Source organism: Streptomyces swartbergensis, assembly GCF_002148965.1.
GTDB classification, from domain to species: Bacteria; Actinomycetota; Actinomycetes; order Streptomycetales; family Streptomycetaceae; genus Streptomyces; species Streptomyces swartbergensis.
Window position 1 is genome coordinate 1 of the sequence record NZ_NGFN01000075.1, and the last position, 18,463, is coordinate 18,463.

Annotated in this window: 19 protein-coding genes; 8 read left to right on the top strand and 11 right to left on the bottom strand. The window is 72.2% G+C overall.

All coding sequences use genetic code 11. From position 1 onward, the window contains the following. Positions 1 to 194: 194 nt before the first annotated feature. Positions 195 to 2,234, bottom strand: a complete 2,040-nt coding sequence (locus CA983_RS14615; RefSeq protein ID WP_086601331.1) for a HelD family protein — start codon at positions 2,232 to 2,234, stop codon at positions 195 to 197. Between the two features lie 290 nt (positions 2,235 to 2,524). Here CA983_RS14615 and CA983_RS14620 point away from each other — a divergent pair, with 290 nt between their 5' ends. Continuing rightward, the gene (locus CA983_RS14620) at positions 2,525 to 2,713 is read left to right on the top strand and encodes a hypothetical protein (RefSeq protein ID WP_086601332.1); all 189 of its coding nucleotides are present in this window, start codon (positions 2,525 to 2,527) and stop codon (positions 2,711 to 2,713) included. Positions 2,714 to 2,746: 33 nt separating this feature from the next. Here CA983_RS14620 and CA983_RS14625 read toward each other — a convergent pair whose 3' ends face one another. After that, positions 2,747 to 4,390 carry a DNA repair helicase XPB gene (locus CA983_RS14625; RefSeq protein ID WP_086601333.1) on the bottom strand — a complete coding sequence of 548 codons (1,644 nt, stop codon included), beginning with the start codon at positions 4,388 to 4,390 and terminating at the stop codon, positions 2,747 to 2,749. A gap of 199 nt (positions 4,391 to 4,589) precedes the next feature. Between CA983_RS14625 and istB the strand changes: the two genes are divergently transcribed. After that, positions 4,590 to 5,849 carry an IS21-like element helper ATPase IstB gene (istB, locus tag CA983_RS14630; RefSeq protein ID WP_107500237.1) on the top strand — a complete coding sequence of 420 codons (1,260 nt, stop codon included), beginning with the start codon at positions 4,590 to 4,592 and terminating at the stop codon, positions 5,847 to 5,849. Here the strand turns inward: istB and CA983_RS14635 are convergent. The 3 genes from CA983_RS14635 to CA983_RS14640 all read right to left on the bottom strand — a co-directional run bounded on the left by CA983_RS14635 (position 5,827) and on the right by CA983_RS14640 (position 8,965). Next, on the bottom strand, positions 5,827 to 6,018 hold the full coding sequence (locus CA983_RS14635; protein WP_086601335.1) for a hypothetical protein: 192 nt from the start codon (positions 6,016 to 6,018) through the stop codon (positions 5,827 to 5,829). The two genes, istB and CA983_RS14635, sit on opposite strands and share 23 nt — an antisense overlap. 102 nt (positions 6,019 to 6,120) lie before the next feature. Then, positions 6,121 to 6,252 (bottom strand): hypothetical protein, encoded by a 132-nt coding sequence (locus CA983_RS48925; protein ID WP_279628436.1) that lies wholly within the window; start codon positions 6,250 to 6,252, stop codon positions 6,121 to 6,123. A 175-nt stretch (positions 6,253 to 6,427) separates the two neighbouring features. Next, positions 6,428 to 8,965: a helicase C-terminal domain-containing protein gene (locus CA983_RS14640; RefSeq protein WP_086601349.1), complete on the bottom strand. Its 2,538-nt coding sequence runs from the start codon at positions 8,963 to 8,965 to the stop codon at positions 6,428 to 6,430. 154 nt (positions 8,966 to 9,119) lie between these two features. Here CA983_RS14640 and CA983_RS14645 point away from each other — a divergent pair, with 154 nt between their 5' ends. Further along, entirely contained in the window at positions 9,120 to 10,139 is a 1,020-nt protein-coding gene (locus CA983_RS14645; RefSeq protein ID WP_086601350.1) for a hypothetical protein, read from the top strand. A gap of 61 nt (positions 10,140 to 10,200) precedes the next feature. Continuing rightward, entirely contained in the window at positions 10,201 to 10,824 is a 624-nt protein-coding gene (locus CA983_RS14650) for an HAD family hydrolase (protein ID WP_086601336.1), read from the top strand. Here CA983_RS14650 and CA983_RS14655 read toward each other — a convergent pair. Continuing rightward, complete coding sequence (locus CA983_RS14655; RefSeq protein ID WP_086601337.1) at positions 10,803 to 11,051, bottom strand: hypothetical protein; 249 nt, start codon at positions 11,049 to 11,051, stop codon at positions 10,803 to 10,805. The genes CA983_RS14650 and CA983_RS14655 overlap by 22 nt on opposite strands. Before the next feature lie 162 nt (positions 11,052 to 11,213). On the opposite strand from CA983_RS14655, the gene CA983_RS14660 reads away from it, so the two are divergent. After that, the gene (locus tag CA983_RS14660; RefSeq protein ID WP_010035896.1) at positions 11,214 to 11,597 is read left to right on the top strand and encodes a cold-shock protein; all 384 of its coding nucleotides are present in this window, start codon (positions 11,214 to 11,216) and stop codon (positions 11,595 to 11,597) included. 5 nt (positions 11,598 to 11,602) lie between these two features. On the opposite strand, the gene CA983_RS14665 is transcribed toward CA983_RS14660, so the two are convergent. The 4 genes from CA983_RS14665 to CA983_RS14680 form a co-directional block, all read right to left on the bottom strand. Next, positions 11,603 to 12,451 (bottom strand): 1,4-dihydroxy-6-naphtoate synthase, encoded by an 849-nt coding sequence (locus CA983_RS14665; RefSeq protein ID WP_086601338.1) that lies wholly within the window; start codon positions 12,449 to 12,451, stop codon positions 11,603 to 11,605. Further along, positions 12,441 to 13,127 carry a futalosine hydrolase gene (locus tag CA983_RS14670; RefSeq protein ID WP_244206891.1) on the bottom strand — a complete coding sequence of 229 codons (687 nt, stop codon included), beginning with the start codon at positions 13,125 to 13,127 and terminating at the stop codon, positions 12,441 to 12,443. Before CA983_RS14670 ends, CA983_RS14665 begins: the two co-directional genes overlap by 11 nt. A gap of 62 nt (positions 13,128 to 13,189) precedes the next feature. Beyond that, positions 13,190 to 13,663, bottom strand: coding sequence for a DUF2771 domain-containing protein (locus CA983_RS14675; RefSeq protein WP_208636965.1), 474 nt, complete (start codon positions 13,661 to 13,663; stop codon positions 13,190 to 13,192). 62 nt (positions 13,664 to 13,725) lie between these two features. Beyond that, positions 13,726 to 15,159: an MFS transporter gene (locus CA983_RS14680; protein ID WP_086601340.1), complete on the bottom strand. Its 1,434-nt coding sequence runs from the start codon at positions 15,157 to 15,159 to the stop codon at positions 13,726 to 13,728. A gap of 282 nt (positions 15,160 to 15,441) precedes the next feature. Between CA983_RS14680 and CA983_RS14685 the strand changes: the two genes are divergently transcribed. Then, positions 15,442 to 16,356: a DUF3027 domain-containing protein gene (locus CA983_RS14685; RefSeq protein WP_086601341.1), complete on the top strand. Its 915-nt coding sequence runs from the start codon at positions 15,442 to 15,444 to the stop codon at positions 16,354 to 16,356. A gap of 27 nt (positions 16,357 to 16,383) precedes the next feature. On the opposite strand, the gene CA983_RS14690 is transcribed toward CA983_RS14685, so the two are convergent. Then, on the bottom strand, positions 16,384 to 17,160 hold the full coding sequence (locus tag CA983_RS14690) for a hypothetical protein (RefSeq protein WP_425276449.1): 777 nt from the start codon (positions 17,158 to 17,160) through the stop codon (positions 16,384 to 16,386). 156 nt (positions 17,161 to 17,316) lie between these two features. Between CA983_RS14690 and CA983_RS14695 the strand changes: the two genes are divergently transcribed. Continuing rightward, a complete protein-coding gene (locus CA983_RS14695; protein ID WP_086601352.1) occupies positions 17,317 to 18,192 on the top strand; it encodes a helix-turn-helix domain-containing protein in 876 nt (291 codons plus the stop codon). Continuing rightward, on the top strand, positions 18,189 to 18,443 hold the full coding sequence (locus CA983_RS14700) for a DUF397 domain-containing protein (protein WP_086601343.1): 255 nt from the start codon (positions 18,189 to 18,191) through the stop codon (positions 18,441 to 18,443). Before CA983_RS14695 ends, CA983_RS14700 begins: the two co-directional genes overlap by 4 nt. Positions 18,444 to 18,463: the final 20 nt, after the last annotated feature.

Here is an 18,463-nt window from a genome sequence, read left to right on the forward strand (position 1 = left end):
GGTGGGGCGAGCCGGTGTCGGCGGGGGCGGTGGCGGAGTGGCGGGCTGCGGTGGACGGTTCTTGATCGGTGCTCGGTGTTGTCGCTGCGGTCGGGTGGGTCCGCAGCCCGGCGGAGCGGGGCGCCGCTCTCTTTGGGATGGGTGCCGCCCTTAGCGGCACGACTGCCCGCAGCTAAGCGGGCTTATGGCCGCAGCTAGGCGAGTTGCGGCGGCAGCGGCGCCGCGTGTGTCACCGTCAGCCCCGACACCGCTCGCGTCAGCGCCACGTACAGGCGTCGCAAGCCCGTCCGTTCGTCCGGTTCGCCGTCGACCACCGCCCGGGGCTCGTCCAAGACGACGTAGTCGTACTCCAGACCCTTCGCGAGCGACGCCGGGACCAGGGTCAGGCGGGTCTCCTGGGTCGTCTCCTCGCCGGGGCCGAGGTAGGGGATCCCGGCCTCCGTCAGGGCCGCAGCCAGCTCCGGAACCCGGGCGTCCGCCGCGATCAGGCCCGTCGAGCCCTCGTTGCGCAGGGATTCGCGGCAGGCGTCGACCACGTCCGTCGTCCCCGCGACCGACCGGACCTCGAAGTGGCCCGGGTTCTCACGGATCGACACGACCGGGGTGAGCCCCGGGGCGATGTGCGGAAGCAGCCGGGAGGCGTAGGTGATGACGTCCGTCGGCACGCGGAAACCGGCCGTCAGCTCCTCGATCACCGCGTCCCGCTTGCCCAGGTGGGCCAGCGCCTCCTGCCAGCTGCGGGTCGCCCACGGCGTGGTGCCCTGCGCCAGGTCGCCGAGGACCGTCGCACTGCCGGTCGTGCAGCGGCGGCCGACCGCCCGGTACTGCATGGGGGAGAGGTCCTGCGCCTCGTCGAGGACGACATGGCCGAGGGAGTGCGTGCGCTGGATCAGGTCGGTGGCCTCGTCGATGAGGACGGCGTCGGCGGCCGACCACTTGGCGGACTTGACGCTGCGCGCCGGCTTCGCCCACAGCACCGCCTTCTGCTCCTCCTCGTCGAGGATCCCCGCCGCGTGCTCGGCGAGGAAGTCCGCGTCCGACAGCAGGCGCAGCACCAGCTTCGCCGGGTCGACGGCCGGCCAGACCGCCTTGACGGCCGCCTTGACCGCGCTGTTGCGGGCCACCGCGTCCTGCACCCGGTCGTCCGGCGCCTCCCCCGACCGCTCCATCTGCACCAGCACGACGTGCGCGATGCGCTGCGGCAGGGCCTCGCGGGCGGCGCCGTAGCGGATGCCGCGGTCGAGCAACTCGCGGACGATCTCCTCCAGTTCGTACGCCGCCACCCGCCACCGGCGGGAGCCGCGCACGACCACGACCGGCTCGGTGGGCATCGTGACGTGCGCGTAGAGGGCCCTGCGCAGCACCCGCGCCATGCGGGCGTCGCCCTTGACGACCGCGGCCGTCGCGTCGTCCGTCCCCTTGATCTCCACGTGCGCCACCAGGTCCTCGACGGTGGCCTGCTGGACCGTCAACTCACCCAGGGCGGGCAGCACTTGCTCGATGTAGTGCAGGAAGGACCGGTTCGGTCCGATGACGAGTGTGCCGGTGCGGGCGAGGCGCTCGCGGTGGGCGTAGAGGAGGTAGGCGACCCGGTGCAGGCCGACGGCGGTCTTCCCGGTGCCCGGGCCGCCCTGCACGCACACCGTGCCGGAGAGCCCGGACCGGACGATCTCGTCCTGCTCGGGTTGGATCGTCGCGACGATGTCCCGCATCGGGCCGACGCGCGGGCGCTCGATCTCCTGCTGCAGGAGCCTGCTGGTCTTCGCCGCCTCGGCCGGGTCCGACAGGTGCTCGTCCTCGTACGCCGTGAGATCGCCGCCCGTGTAGCCGAAGCGGCGGCGCAGCGCGATGTCCATCGGGTTCTTCTTGGAGGCCCGGTAGAACGGCTGCGAGACCGGTGCGCGCCAGTCGATGACCATCGGGTCGCCGTCGTGGTCGTGCACATGCCGCCGCCCGATGTAGAAGCGTTCCCCTTCCGCACCCTCGGCCTGCTCGGCGCCCGGTGCGCGCAGGTAGTCCAGCCGGCCGAAGAACAGCGGGGTGTCGCTGAGGTCCGCCAGGGCCTTGATGCGCTCCTCGATCTGGTGGGCCAGGGCCTCGGCGTTGACCCAGTTCGCGGTGACGTCGCTGATGTCGAGGGCCTCTACGTCCTCGCGCATGGCACGCAGGGCGGAACGGGACGCGGCGAGGTGGGAGCGCTCACGGGAGAGCGGGTCGTCGACGGGCGTGGACAAGGGGGTGCCTCCGGAGGACCTGCTGAAGAGGATGGCGGTGAGATGCCGGCCGGTTTCCGTCCGGTCGGCGGCGCTCCGTGAGGGAGGCGGGCAAGAGCGGAGATCTTAGAGCAGCGGGGGAGCCGACCGCCAACGGTTTTCCCGTCCCTTGTTCCTCGTCCCTCGTCCCCTAGGGGACGAGGGCCTCCTCCCTCAGGGGCACGGGTCGGTCCGCAGGCGTACGAGCGGGGTACGCGGGTTCGGCCCTCAGGCCGACGCGGACTTTACGTACGGAAACGCACCATGGAGACATGAGCGCAGCAACCTTTTCCCCCGCCCCGGCACCGGGCCGCCCGCCCGGCGCCACCGCCGTGACAGGCAGCCACAGTCACCGCCTCGGCGATGCCCTGCGCGCCGTCAAGGTGTTCGCGGGCGCCGCCTTCGACGTCATCATCCTCGGCCAGTACGGCGAGGAAGTGGGCGTGGTCCGCCGCAAGTGAGCGGCCCCACCGCCCGCGAGCGGCCCGCCCGCCTCAGCTCTCCGTCAGCAGTTCGTCCGCGTCCATGATCCGGTACGCGTACCCCTGTTCCGCCAGGAAGCGCTGGCGGTGCGCGGCGAAGTCCTGGTCGATGGTGTCCCTCGCGACCACCGAGTAGAAGTGCGCCTGGTGGCCGTCGGACTTCGGGCGGAGCACCCGGCCCAGCCGCTGGGCCTCCTCCTGGCGCGACCCGAACGTGCCGGACACCTGGATCGCGACCGTCGCCTCCGGCAGGTCGATCGAGAAGTTCGCGACCTTCGACACGACGAGCACGCTGATCTCGCCCTCCCGGAACGCGTCGAACAACTTCTCCCGCTGCGCGTTCGACGTCTCACCCTTGATCACGGGCGCGTCCAGATGCTCCCCCAACTCGTCGAGCTGGTCGATGTACTGGCCGATGACGAGGATCTGCTGCCCGGCGAAGCGGCGGACGATCGCCTCCGTGACCTTCCGCTTGGTATCGGTCGTCGCACAGAAGCGGTACTTCTCCTCCGCCTCGGCCGTGGCGTACGCGAGCCGCTCCGCGTCCGTCAGATTGACCCGGACCTCCACACAGTCGGCGGGCGCGATGTAGCCCTGCGCCTCGATCTCCTTCCACGGCGCGTCGAACCGCTTGGGCCCGATCAGGGAGAAGACGTCCGACTCGCGCCCGTCCTCGCGCACCAGCGTGGCCGTGAGGCCCAGCCGCCGCCGCGCCTGGAGATCCGCCGTGAACTTGAACACCGGGGCCGGCAGCAGATGCACCTCGTCGTAGACGATCAGGCCCCAGTCCCGGGAGTCGAACAGCTCCAGGTGCGGATAGACGCCCTTCCGCTTGGTCGTCAGCACCTGGTATGTGGCGATCGTGACGGGCCGGATCTCCTTCTTCGTCCCGCTGTACTCGCCGATCTCGTCCTCCGTCAGCGACGTCCGCCGCGCCAGCTCGTGCTTCCACTGCCGGGCGGAGACCGTGTTCGTGACGAGGATCAGGGTCGTGGACTTCGCCTGCGCCATCGCCCCGGCGCCGACCAGCGTCTTGCCCGCCCCACAGGGCAGCACGACCACGCCCGACCCGCCGTGCCAGAAGTTCTCCACGGCCTGCTTCTGGTACGGCCTGAGCGCCCAGCCGTCCTCGGCCAGCTCGATCGCGTGCGCCTCGCCGTCGACGTACCCGGCGAGGTCCTCGGCCGGCCAGCCCAGCTTCAGCAGCGTCTGCTTGATCTGCCCGCGCTCGGAGGGGTGCACGGCGACCGTGTCCGGGTCGATGCGGGCGCCGACCAGGGGCGCGACCCGCTTCGACCGCAGGATCTCCTCCAGCACCGGACGGTCGGTGGTGGTCAGGACCAGCCCGTGCGCCGGGTGCTTGGACAGCGTGAGCCGCCCGTAGCGGTCCATCGTCTCGGCGATGTCGACCAGCAACGCGTGCGGCACCGGATAGCGGCTGTACTGCACCAGCGCGTCCACGACCTGCTCGGCGTCGTGACCCGCCGCCCGGGCGTTCCACAGGCCCAGCGGGGTCACCCGGTAGGTGTGGATGTGCTCCGGCGCCCGCTCCAGCTCCGCGAACGGGGCGATGGCCCGACGGCAGTCGTCGGCCTGCTCGTGGTCGACTTCCAGGAGCAGGGTCTTGTCGGACTGGACGATCAGCGGACCATTCACGCGTGGCACCCTTTCCCGCGGCCGGACGGCTCGGACGGCTCGAACGACTCGGCCAAACGTCCAGTGTGCCTGATCGTCGCCGTCCCGAGGGTGTGATCTGCGCGGGACCGGACCGGCTCCGGTCCTACAGAATGCCTTTTCATCCCAACGTGTGGTGTGAATTCAGGTTTTCCACGGTGGCCCCGAAGAATGGCGAACCGTGCGGAACCCAACGACCACCACGCTCGGATACGCCCTGTTCGCCACCCGCTGGCTCCAGGCCCCGCTCTACTTCGGGCTGGTGGCCGCCCAAGGCGTCTACGTCTACAAGTTCTTCAAGGAACTGTGGACCTTAATCAAGATGTGCGTGAGCGGGCACGCCACCGAGACGTACGTGATGCTCGCGGTGCTCAAGCTGGTCGACGTCGTCATGATCGCCAACCTGCTGATCATGGTGATCGTCGGCGGCTACGAGACGTTCGTCTCGCGCATCGGCCTCCAGGGCCACCGTGACCAGCCCGAATGGCTCTCGCACGTCAACTCCAACGTGCTGAAGGTCAAGCTCGCCACGGCGATCGTGGGCATCTCCTCCGTCCATCTGCTCCAGATGTTCGTGGACGTCCACCACACCTCCCGGCACGCCCTGCTGTGGGGGACGGTGATCCACATGGCGTTCATCTTCTCGGCGGCGATCCTCGCCTACATGTCGGGCCCGATGGCCGCGCACGGGGATCGCGGTCATGCCGACCGCCCGCAGGCCGGGCCCGGGCGGGCGGCGCCTCCTCAGGTGGAGCAGGACCACGGGGACCAGCGGCACGGGAAGCCGGAACAGGAGGCACCGGCGGCCACGCCCGCCGTCCCACGGCAGCCGGGCCCGGGCCCGGGCCCGGGCCCGGACGCGGACGCCGAGGCCCGGATCCGCGCGGCACGCTTCCCGGCCCGCAAGCTGCTGGAGGACTTCGACCAGCAGCACCCGCGGGGCTTCGACCGGGAGACCGTGGCCCGGCTCGGCAAGGCGGAGTTCGTCGCCGCCCGGCGCAACGTGGTCCTCGTCGGCCCGCCCGGCACCGGCAAGACCCACCTCGCCATCGGCCTCGGTGTGCGCGCCTGTCAGGCCGGGCACCGGGTGCTGTTCGCGACCGCGGCCGAGTGGGCCGCCCGGCTCTCCGACGCCCGGGCCGCCGGCCGGCTCGACGCGGAACTGGCCGCCCTCGACGAGTACCCCCTCCTGATCGTCGACGAGGTCGGTTACACGCCCTTCGACGCGGCGACCGCCGGACTGTTCTTCCGCCTGGTCGCGCACCGCTACGAGCGTGCCTCGCTGATCGTGACCAGCGACCGCCCGTTCGGCCGCTGGGACGAGGTCTTCGGCGCCTGTGCCCCGGCGATGGTGGACCGCCTCGCCCATCACGCGGACGTCGTGCGGCTGGACGGCGACAGCTACCGGACGCGCCGCGCTACTTCAGCGTGGGCAGACTGACGTTCTGGACCAACGGTCCCTCGATGCCGATCGCCTCCGAGACCAGGGGCTCGGCGCCCGCGGCAGGCAGGGGCAGCGGCAGCGCGGGCTGGGCCGCGGCGGCGGTGGGAGCGACCACGCCCACGAGGGCGACGGCGCACAGAGCGACGGCGGGGAGCTTTTCACGCATGGGGACGACAAGGCCTTTCACGGACTGAGAGACGAGGGACACCCCCACTACGGGCCGGCCCGGGGACACCGGGGCCGGCCCGTCGGGTGCGCGGGAGGCGGATCAGACCTGCGGTGTCTCGACGACAAGGCCGGCGACGTCGATGCTGATCGCCGCGGCGGGCGTGGCGAGCCCACCGAACGTCATCAGGGCGGCGGTGGCCAGGACGGCGGCGACTCGACGGACAGCGCGCATGCTGGGACTTCCTTTCCACAAGGCTCACAGGGACACCCGGTGGCTGCCCCCGCCCGAACGGCGGAATGCGGCGCGCCCGGCAATGTCGCCCAAGGGTGGGAACTCCCCGGCGTGGCGTGCATGAACGCCGGCGTGCACCCGAACGGGTGAGACGACGCCCTTGCGGAACGGGCCGTCAGCCGGCGTCGTCGGCGAGCTCCGCGACCCCGGTGATCCGGTGCAGCGGGTACGTACGGACCTCGTCCGCCGTGTGGTCGTACGCCGTGACGAAGCCGCCCTCGACGCGGATCGGGGCGATGACGCGCTGGCTGGCGGCGCCCTCGGCGTTGACGTAGCCGATCCACAGCGTCTCGCCGGTCAGGACGGCGGCCTGCACGGTGGCAAGGGTCTCGGCGGCACCGGTGCGGGGCAGTTCGCCGGTGACCTCCGGAGCCGTGCCGGGCTTACGCGGGGTGGTGGAGGCGAGGTCGCCGGCCCGGATGGCGCGCAGCGCCGCCGCGAGGAGGGTGTCGTCGGGGACCGGCGGGCCCTCCGGCACCGGCTCGGGCGCCGTACGGGGCGGGGTGCGGTGCGCGTGCGCGCGGGTGATCAGGACATCGCCCTCGGCGGACTCGGCGGCCGGCGCGAAGCCCATCGCCCGCAGGCCCTCCAGCAGCCCCGCCGGGTCGGTCTGCGCGGCCAGCACGGTCGGGGCGAGGCGGCGCAGCGCGAGCCCGGCGGCCCGCTTGTCGGCGAGGATCTCGTTGAGCACCGCGTCGTCGTCACAGCGGACGTACGCCGAGGCCGCGCCCACGCGCAGATGCCCGTGCCTGCGGGCCACGTCGTCGATCAGGTACGTCAGCGGCTGCGGCACCGGCGTACGGGAGTGCGCGGCGAGGAAGGCGTGCAGGTCCGAGGCGCTCTGCCCCGCGTCGAGGGCGCGCCGCACCGAGCCGGGCGTGAACCGGTAGACGGTGGCCCCGCCCTTGGACTCGACGTCCGCCAGCACGCCCAGCATGTCGGCGAGCGGGCGCCGCAAGGGCCCGGGCGCCACCGCCGTCAGGTCGGCCTGGAGCAGCACGTGGTCCAGCGGCTCGGGCAGCAGGGGCGTGAGCAGCCGGGCCGCGGCGGCGGAGGCGACGGTCTGTTCGGCTGGGGAGAGGGTGGGGACGTGCGTGGGGCGGTGGTGGACCGGGAGCTTGTCGCCTGGCCCGGAGGGCTCCGCTTCGGGGCTCTTCGCGGGAGCCGCCGGCGCACCCAGTAGGGCCCTGCCGTGGGCCGACAGCGCTCCCCTGCCCGTGACGCCCAGCAGTTCCGCCTCGGACAGGGCCCACTCGGCGAGACGGCTGCGCAGATCGTCCTCACGCTGGGCGCCGCCGCGCAGCGGGCGTTCCCAGCGCAGCCGGGCCAGCACCGACTCGGCGGCCGGCGCGGCGCCCTCCGGCAGCCCGGCCAGCAGCGCCAGCACCCGGTGCCGTACCTCCGGCGCCGCCGAACGGTCCAGGCCCGGCCCGAGCGCCGACAGCGTGCGGTCCTTCGCGTCCCGCCCGCCCACCAGCCCGGGCGTCCGGGTCGCCGGGAGCCACGCCGTGACCAGCCGGGACCAGCGCTCGGCGGCGGGCAGCTCCTGCCACTCGTCGTACGCCGGGGTCGCCGCGTACCGCTCGTCGGCCTCCCCGTCCGGGGCGATCAGGCCCGCCGCGTACGCCAGTTCCACCCAGAACGCGGCGACCGGCTCGGGCACGTCGAGGGCGACGGCGGTCCGCTTCAGGTCCCGCACGCTCAGCCCGCCGGCGCGCAGCACCGCCGGCCCGCCCTCGTCCCAGTCCTTGAGCAGCTCCTCGACGGTCGCGAGCGCGGTGTACGCCTGCCCGGCCGCGGTGCTGTCCACAACCTGTGGACGATGAACGGCGGCGGCCTCGACCGCGGGCGGCACCGGCTCGGGCGTCCGGTGCGCGAGCCCTCGCCGCAGGTGCAGGGCGACCTCGCGTGGCAGCACGACCGTCCCGGGCGCCGTCGGCAGCAGCAGCCCCCGGTCCAGCAGCCAGCGCAGCCGGGGCGCGGGATCGGCCGTGACCTGCCCGTACGGCGGACCCCACACCAGCCGCTCCAGCACCTCGACGGAGTCGGCGGGGGCCTCGGCGAGCAGCGCGGCCATCCGGCGCCGGTCCGTGAACAGCTCGGTCAGAGAGGTCACCGCGGAGACCGAGTCGTGGGTCGAGGGCAGCCCGGCGGCCGTGACGATCTCCTGGATGCGCCCCGGGGACATCCCGGCGGTGGCCTCCTGGACCGTCGGGCCGAGCCCCGTCGGCGAGGGGTGCTGCGGCGAGGGAGCCAGCAGCTCACGGGCCGTGCGGACGAGCCGCAGCCGGTCGTCCCCGCCCCACACCAGGGCCTGCTCGCGCAGGACGCCCAGGGCGTGCGGCAGGGCCTGGGCGACGGCCGGGTCGGCGTCGTCCCCGGCCATGAGCCCGAGCAGTTCGTCGTACGTCGCCGGATCCGCCGCCACGGCCAGTGCCTCGGCCGTCTGGAGCGTGAACCGGTCCAGCCGCTCCAGAGCCCGTACGACCGAGGCGCGGGTGCCGGCGCGGGTCGCGAGCTGGGTGAGGTCGGTGGGCACGGGCGTGATGAGATCCGGACGGCTGCGCAGGAGCGCGCCCAGCGAGACGTCGTCCCGCCCGCGGAGCGCTTCCGCGAGGGAACGGGGGGCCGCAGGCCTGTCCTGGGTGCTCATCCGGTCCACGGTAGCGGGTCGCCTCCGGCGCTCGATCCGACTGTGCGCGGGTGAGCGGGGGCCGGGGCCGGACGGGCATGTGGGTCACGCGCTCGTACTCGCGGTACCGTCGACCGACGGCGTCAGCCAACGCACACGCCCCGGAGGGGACTTCGTGGGGATTGAGAGCGACCAGGTCGTTTACGAGTATCTGAGCCGGGTCGGAGACGTGGCCCAGCAGCGGCAGTTGTCGTCGGCCACCCGCATGCGTCTGGTCGCGGACCTGCGCAACGAGATCGACCGGCGCCGCGCGAAGGCCACCGTCGACTCGCCCGCCGCCGTCCGCCGCATCCTGTCCCGCCTCGGCAGCCCCGACGAGGTCGTGGCGTCGGCCGCGGACGGCACGGGCGGCGGCGCTACGACGGAGAGCGCCCCCGCCGCCGTGCCCGTACAGCGCGAGGCCCGCGAGCAGGACGAGCCGGACGGGCGGCCGAAGGGGGTCCTGCGGCGCGTCGTACCGCGTCCCCGCCCGGCCCGGCCCGCCGAGGAGCCACGGCCCGCCGCAGCCGAGGGCGCGGCCCCGCCGCACCTGGCCGCCGGGCACGAGCTCGGGGACAGCGCGGTCCAGCCGGACTGGTGGCGGGTGGACAGCAGCCCCTTCGGGGCGGGCGACGACGTGCCGGGCTTCGTGGGCGGCGTGGAGCTGCCGGCCCTGCTGAAGCCGCCGGGGCCGAGGACGCCGGAGCCGGCGAAGGCGGCGGCCGACGTGGAGACGGCGCCGGTCGTCGAGGCCGCCGTGGTGCCGGAGGAGACGGCCGGCAAGGCGGGTCGCCGGCGTCTCCCGGGCCTGCCCGCGGGYGGCTGGAGCAACCCGCTCCTCCTGATCGCCGCCGGTCTCCTCGTCGCGGGCGCCGTACTCGGCAACTGGTTCGTGCTGATCCTCGGCTGGCTCATCGCCTACGCCTCCCGCCGCCTGAGCCCGGCGGAGACGAAGTGGGCGGTCGTGATCCTCCCCGGCCTCTCCGTAGCGGGCGGCATTCTCTGGCTGTGGGGCAGGATGAACGACCGCTGGGGCACCCCGATCGCCGAGGGCCACATGAACGACGCGGTGGCGCAGACCTGGCCGTGGGTCGTCCGGGGCGCCGCGGTGGCGTCGGCGCTGTTCCTGGTCTGGCGCTCACAGCGCTCTCGCTAGCCGGTCAGCTCTCGCCGGCCGATCACAGGGTGACGTCTGCCGTCCACACCGCCTGGGCACAATGGCCCATATGGCAATCACCGTCGGCTTCGACCTCGACATGACCCTCATCGACTCCCGCCCCGGCATCCGCGCCTGCTACCAGGCGCTGTCCGAGCGGACGGGGACGTACATCGACGCCGATCTGGCGGTCACGCGGCTCGGGCCGCCGCTGGCCGAGGAGCTGATCAACTGGTTCCCGGCCGACGAGGTCGAGACCGTGGCGGACGTCTACCGGGAGATCTACCCGACCATCGCGATCGCCGCGACCCCGGCGCTGCCCGGCGCCCGCGAGGCCATCGCGGCGGTACGGGAGGCCGGCGGCCGCGCGATAGTCGTCACCGCGAAGTACGAGCCCAACGCCAAACTGCACCTCGCGCACCTCGGCATCGAGCCCGACGCCGTCATCGGCGACCTGTGGGCCGAGCAGAAGGCGGAGGCGCTGCGCGAGTACGACGCGGGCGTCTACGTCGGCGACCACGTCGGGGACGTGCGCGGCGCCCGGACGGCCGGCGCGCTGTCGGTCGCGGTGGCCACCGGCCCCTGCCCCCCGGAGGAACTGCGCGCGGCGGGCGCGGACGTCGTCCTCACCGATCTGACGGAATTCCCCGGGTGGTTTTCGGACTACCGTCCCGCACGCGCCTGACGCCGGCCCGCCGCCACGGAACGCAGCACTCCCGCGCCGGCCATCAGGAATCCGACTGCCATGAGCATGCTCAGACCGAACATATAGGTGGGAAAGGGTGTCGTCCCCAGCAACAGCGGGGCGACCGTGACCAGAGTGGCCACGGCGCCGATGAAGAAGACGATGCCACCGGCACGGACCAGACGGTCACCGGGAGCGGCGGAATTCGTTTGGGTTTTGTCACGCACCCGACCAGGGTAGTTCCCAGCGCGAAGGAACAACCGGGTGACGTCTTGTCACCGGCCTGAAGAGCATTAGCCTTGGTACCGGCGGGTCGTACGACCCGCCCGAGTGCTATCCAGAGCCGTTTCAGAAGCAGTTTTCCGACGAGTACGAGGACGAGGACAGACGTGCCTACCGGCAAGGTCAAGTGGTTCAACAGCGAGAAGGGCTTCGGCTTTCTCTCCCGTGACGACGGCGGTGACGTCTTCGTCCATTCCTCGGTCCTCCCCGCCGGAGTCGAGACGCTCAAGCCGGGCCAGCGGGTGGAGTTCGGCGTCGTCGCCGGACAGCGCGGCGACCAGGCGCTGTCCCTGACGATTCTGGATCCGACCCCCTCGGTCGCCGCCGCGACCCGCAAGAAGCCGGACGAGCTGGCCTCCATCGTCCAGGATCTGACGACTCTCCTGGAGAACATCACGCCGATGCTGGAGCGGGGCCGCTACCCCGAGAAGACCGCCGGCAAGAAGATCGCGGGCCTGCTGCGCGCGGTCGCCGACCAGTTGGACGTGTAGACCGCTTACGGGAAACGCAGCGCGTTCGGGCCGAGGGGCGGCACCAGCCCCTCGGCCGCCGCGCGTGTCAGCAGCCCGCGTACGGCGGCGTAGCCGTCCTCGCCGAGGCCGGCGGTGAACTCGTTGACGTACAGCCCGATGTGCTGGTCGGCGACGGCCGGGTCCATCTCCTGGGCGTGCTCCATGACGTACGGGCGGGACGCCTCGGGGTCGTCCCAGGCGGCGCGTACGGACGTCCGGATGGAGTCGGCGAGCAGCCGCAGCTTCTGCTCGCCCAGCGACCGCTTGGCGATGATCGCGCCCAGCGGGATCGGCAGCCCGGTGGTGTTCTCCCAGTGCTCGCCCATGTCGGCGAGCTTGTGCAGGCCGTAGTCGCGGTACGTGAAGCGCGCCTCGTGGATGACGAGCCCCGCGTCGACCTTGCCGTCCCGCACGGCCGGCATGATCTCGTGGAACGGCATGACGACGATCTCGCCGACCCCGTCGCTCAGCGTGTCCGCGGCCCACAGCCGGAACAGCAGATACGCCGTCGACTTCTCGCTCGGCACGGCGACYGTACGACCGGCGAGATCGACGTCCGCCTCCCGCGTCAGCACCAGCGGCCCGCACCCCCGCCCCAGCGCACCGCCGCACGGCAGCAGCGCGTACTCGTCGAGGACGTACGGCAGCACGGCGTACGACACCTTCAGCACGTCGAACTCGCCGCGCTCGGCCATGCCGTTGGTGATGTCGATGTCGGCGAAGGTCACGTCGAAGCCGGGGGCGCCGGGGACGCGGCCGTGGGCCAGGGCGTCGAAGACGAAGGTGTCGTTCGGGCAGGGGGAGTAGGCGATCTTCAGCTGCTCACTGGTCATGCCGGTTCCAACTCTCCAGTACGGGCAGGAGCTTCCCGAATCCCTCGGTGAGGGCCGCCAGGGCGTCGGGGATGCGCCAGGCGGCGCGGTCGCGCGGCCCGACGGGATTGGAGATCGCCCGGACCTCCAGCACGGGCACCCCGTGCGCGGCAGCGGCCTCGGCCACACCGAAGCCCTCCATGGCCTCGGCGAGGGCGCCGGGGTGGCGCTCGCGCAGCGCGCGGGCCCGCTCGGCGGTCCCGGTCACGGTGGACACGGTGAGCACGGCCCCGGTACGCGCCCCGACGGCGTCGCCGACCAGCCGTACGAGGTCCGCGGGCGGGTGGTGACGCACGGTCCCGAACCCGAGGTCCGTGACCGACACGAACCCGTCCTCGGTCTCGGCCCCCAGATCGGCCGCGACGATCTCATCGGCGACCACGAGCGACCCCACGCCCGCCTCGGGCTGAAACCCCCCACCGATCCCGGCGGAGACGACGAGGCCGTAGGGGTTGCCCTGGAGAGCTGCGGCGGTGAGGGCGGAGGCGGTGGAGGCAGCGGCGAGGGCGGGCCCTACACCGGCAATGAGGACATCGACGCCGCGACCGCCGTGGGCAGTCGTTCCGCTGGGGCGATGGGGTGCGCCGAGTGCTTCGTCATCGGACTCCAGGGACAGCGCCCCCAAGGCCGTAGCCACCGCGTTCCTCTCCACGGAAACCGCGGTGGCAACAAGCACCCTGCCCAGCCCAGCGGCAGCGATTACGCGTCCTTCTCCAGCTTGAAGTTCCACAGCCCCGACGTGTCCTTCTCGCCCTGCTTGATGGACACCAGCGTCGAGTTGCCCTGCGCCCCGTACTGGGCGTTGAAGAACACGCTGCCCGGAATGGTGCGGTACGTCTTCGTGCTGGAGTCGGTCAGCGGCTGGCCGTTCATCAGGATCGTCCAGCCCTTGTCGGCGATCTCCGGGTCGACACCGAACCGCACGGTCTCGTCCGGGTCGACGGAGATGGTCTTGACGCCCTTGTCCTTCAGGCACTGCGTGAGGTCGGACGACTTCAGGGCGTCGCCCTCGCCGCCACAGGTGGCCTCGGAGTTCACCGAGTCGCTGCCCACGGTGACCGTGGCCACCGGCGTCGGCTTGTCACAGGCGGAGAGGACGAGCAGTCCGGCGGATACGACGCCGGCGGCGGCGACGGCGCGGCGGCGTCGCACAGCGGATTGCAACGTGGTCATGGGCGAAGGCTATCGGGCCCGCCGGTCGGACCGCCCACGCGGGGTACGGCGTGCCCGTACCGCTAGGCCACGCGCGGCCGTGCCGCACCGCCGCGCCGGGCCGAGCCGATCAGCCCCCGGACGGTCGTCAGCCAGCCCGTGCCGACGATCGCGGCGCCCACCGCCAGCCCGAGCGTGCCGTTGAGCGGCATGACGATGCCGACCGCCCCGCCCAGTACCCAGGACACCTGGAGCAGCGTCTCGGAGCGGGCGAAGGCCGACGTACGGACCAGTTCGGGCACGTCCCGCTGGATCAGCGCGTCGAGCGACAGCTTGGCCAGGGCCTGCGCGAAGCCGGCGATCGCGGCCAGGCCGGCCACCAGGATCGCGCCGAAGAAGAGCGCGGCCGTGATCGCCGCGCCCAGCACGCACGCCACGACCGTCACGATGATGATCTCCGGCGCCCGGGACCGGAGCCACGCCCCCACGGCCGTACCGAGCGCGTTGCCGACGCCGGCCGACACGCCCACTATCCCCAGGGACACGGCGGCGCTCTGGCCGGAGATCGGGTGCTCGCGCAGCAGGAAGGCGAGGAAGAAGATCAGGAAGCCGGTGAGGCAGCGGATGGAGGCGTTGACGGCCAGGGCGTGGGTGACGGCCGGGCCGACCGTGCGCAGCCCGGGGCGCTTGACGGGACGGCGGTGCGGCCCGTGCAGGTGCTCCTCGTCCGCGGCCAGCAGGGCGGTGTCCTCGCCCTTGGCGGAGTCGACCTTCGGTGGCAGCGTGAACGACAGGAACGTCCCTGCCACGAAGATCACGAAGGCTCCGTAGAGCGGCCAGCGCGGCCCGATCTGCTGGAGCCCGGCGCCGATCGGCGCGGCGATGCCGGTGGCGAGGAGCCCGCCGAGGGTGACGCGCGAGTTGGCCTTCACCAGGGAGAAGCCGGGCGGCAGCAGCCGGGGCACGACGGCGCTTCTGACCACCCCGTACGCCTTCGACGCGACGAGGACGCCGAGCGCCGCCGGGTAGAGCTGGATGCTGCCGCTGACGACCGCGCCGGACAGGATCAGCGCGAGCAGCGCCCGGGCCAGCATCGCCCCGGCCATCGCGGCCCGGCGGCCGTGCGGGATGCGGTCGAGGAGCGGGCCGATCACCGGCGCGAGGAGGGTGAAGGGCGCCATGGTGATGGCGAGGTACAGCGCGACCCGGCCCCGGGCCTCGTCGGTCGGCACGGAGAAGAACACCGTCGACGCGAGGGCGACCGTGATCATCACGTCTCCGGCGCCGTTCACGCCGTGCAGCTCGATCAGCTTGCCGAGGCCGGACTCGCCGGCGCCGTGCGCGTGGGTGGCCTTGCGGATGCCGCGTGCGGTGCCGGTGAAGGGCAGGTGCAGGGCACGGCCGACCGCGCGGAGGGAGCCGCGCAAACGGCCCGGTCCGCTCAGTCGGCTGCTTCCCTTGCCCCCTTTCGACCCACCGGTCCCGGTGTTGCCCTGGGGCGTCCTCGCGACTGCCACGACGTCATAGTGCCCCGAGATGGCAGTGGGTAGTGCCATTACCGCTTGTATAGGGCCTGTGGGGTGACTGTCCGGGTTGCCGGCCCCCGAACGACACGGTGGTCGGAGCCATCGGTCAGGACCGTCGGTGTACGCGAAGTGGGGCGGAAGGGTAGCGTGCGTATCTCAGCCATCCCGCAAAATGGATGAAGGACGTCGACGCGGTCCCCTGGTCCGCTCCGTCCGCCCCCGGCGCTGGGAGTGGCGCACTCGTGAGACGGCGTATGGAGAGAAGCGATACCTGTGAGCGCAGCGACAACGCGAAGCCGCACCCCTGACCGTCTGTGCGCCGAGGCCGTCGACCTCGCACGCGCCGCAGCCGAGGAGGCGGCGACACCAGGAATCGTCGGCGAGCACGTGGAGCTGGTCTCTGAAGGGGATCGCGTTGTCACGCACTTCTTCGAGTGCAAGGAGCTCGGGTACCGGGGCTGGCGCTGGGCCGTGACGGTGGCCCGGGCATCGCGGGCGAAGATCGTGACGGTGGACGAGGCGGTGCTGCTGCCCGGCCCGGACGCGGTGCTCGCGCCCGAGTGGGTGCCGTGGAGCGAGCGGCTGCGCCCCGGCGACATGGGGCCGGGCGATCTGCTGCCCACGGACGCCGAGGATCTGCGCCTGGAGCCCGGCTGGACCGGCGAGGACGAGCCGCCGCCGAACTCCGTCGTCTCCGAGGAGATGGCCGCCCTGGCGGAGGCCGAGGACGCGGAGGTCACGGCGGGGCCCCTGGCCGTCCCCGCCCGCGGTTCGATCGCGGCGGTGGCCGAGGAACTCGGCGTGCGCCGCGCCCGGGTGCTGTCCCGCTACGGCCTGCACATCGCCGCCGACCGCTGGGAGGAAGCCTTCGGCCCCAAGACCCCGATGGCACAGGCGGCCCCCGCCGCCTGCGTGAGCTGCGGCTTCCTGGTCCGCATCGGAGGCTCCCTGGGGCAGGCCTTCGGCGTGTGCGCCAACGAGTTCTCCCCGGCCGACGGCCGTGTCGTCTCCCTGGCCTACGGCTGCGGCGGCCACTCCGAGGCCGCGGTCATGCCGAAGCCGCCGCAGCCGGCCCCGCCGGTCATCGACGAGACCCGGGTGGACCCGTTCCCGCTGCGCCCGGCCTCGGACTCGGGCTCGGTGCCGGTGGCGGCGGACGAGGACACGGAGGAACTGGGGCACTCGTAGGGGTGTCCCCGCCCGGCCGCCGATCGACTACTGGTCCTGCTCGTCCTCGTCCGAGAAGATCTGTTCGGCGGAGGGGGCGATCACGGCGCGTCGGTGCCAGCGGCGCAGGGTCTCGGGGGCATCGCAGCTGACGATGCGCTCGCGGACCGTTTCGGGAACATCGATGCCACGGACATCCAGGACCTCCAGGACGTCTTCGGCGGCTCGCCGGGCCTCGCCCTCGGCCCGGCCTTCGTCGCGGATTTCTTCCGAGATGTACGACTTGTAGAAGGAGAGGTCCACGGCCACCAGGTTCCTCCACAGTTCCGCGGCCGGGTGCTTGCCCAGGCCTTGTGCGATGAGTTCGACGATCGGGTCGGCGATGGGGTGCGGTGTGTCCCGCAGGACGGTTGTCACTGCTTTGAGTATGGCCCCGATGTCCTGATGCCTGACGTGGGTGATGGCGGACAGCGTGGCGAGCGCGAGGTCTTTGCGGACCTCGGCCGGGTCGGTGAGCACCGGCATGTTGTGCGGTCCCGCGACCAGCGGGCGCAGGGTGAGCAGGGGCCACTGGGGAGGGCCGAAGCTGACCGGGCGCGCCGCCCATTCCGCGGTGGCGCGGTCCTGGCAGACGACCAGGATCAGCGGCTGGAGCCGGTATTTCGTGAGCAGGTACGAGGCGTAGTACGCCCAGCTCGCGGGCTTGTCCGGGTCCTTCTTGCCCTGCGCCTCGACCGCGAGCAGTAACGGCTCGTCGTCCTCGGTCTCCAGCCGGAGCAGGGTGTCGACGCGGCGAGTAGGGCCGACAACCAGGCGCCACGCCAGCCGAGTTGGTGATGTTCACCCGGGCGGGTGAGAGGGCGCCAGGGGTGGGGATTGGTGAGGTTCTTTCACCGTTGTGGTCCTTGGAGGACCGCCTGCGGCACCGGAGTGCGGGCGGTCGGGTTCCGGTGGCGCGGCGGTACGACGGAGGGGTTCGGCATGACGGTCGAGGCAGAGGCGGGGCGGCTCAGGACCGAAGCGGACGAGCCGGGGTGGGAGGTGGACCCGGACGACGAGTGGGGTGTCGCCGTCATCGCGACCGTCGGGCGGCAGCTGAAGCTGCGGCGGGAGGCGGTGGGGATCCGGGCCGCCGAGTTCGGGACGGCCGTCGGGTACGGCGAGGACATGGTCTACAAGATCGAGGGCGGGAAGCGGATTCCCCGCCAGGAGTATCTGATCAAGGCCGACGAGGTGTTGGGCGCGGGTGGGCTCATCGCGGCGACGTGGGAGGACGTCAAGAAGGTCCGGTATCCCAAGAAGGTGCGGGACCTGGCGCAGATGGAGGCCAAGGCGGTCGAGCTTCAGCTCTACGACCCGCTGAACGTCCACGGGCTGTTGCAGACGCCGGAGTACGCACGCGGGCTGCTCTTGATGAGGCGCCCCGCGTACACCGAGGAGGAGGTGGAGCGGTTCATCGCGGCGCGCGTGGCCCGCAAGGCCGTCTTCGAACGGGATCCCGCGCCCGAGATCAGCTTCGTCCTGGAGGAGTGGACGCTGCGGCGCCCCCTGGGAGGAAGGGCGGTGTTGCGCCGCCAGCTGGAACATCTCCTTGAGGCAGGGCGGTTGCGGAATGTCGAGCTTCAGGTGATGCCGATAGACCGCGAGGAGCACGCCGGACTGGCCGGTGGCATCGAGGTACTGAAGTTCGAGGACGGCTCGGTGGTGGGCCGTTCCCCAGTGGTGGCCAACGGCAGGCCGGTCTCCGAGCCGAGGCAGCTCCGTATCCTGGAGCTGCGGTACGGCATCATCCGGGCGCAGGCTCTCACTCCACGTGAGTCGACGGCCTTCATCGACCAACTGCTGGGGGAAACATGATCCGCAACATAGACTTGGTGTGGTTCAAGAGCAGCTACAGCAGTGGCAGCGAGGGCGACTCCTGCGTCGAGGTGGCGCTGAGCTGGTTCAAGAGCAGCTACAGCAGCAGCAGCGAGGGTGACTCCTGCGTCGAGGTCGCCACCACCCCCGCCACCGTCCACATCCGCGACTCCAAGCACACCGCGGGGCCGCAGCTCGCCGTCGCTCCCGCCGCATGGGCGGATTTCGTGACGTACGCGTCCGAGAGCTGACCCGGGGCCGGACGGCGCGC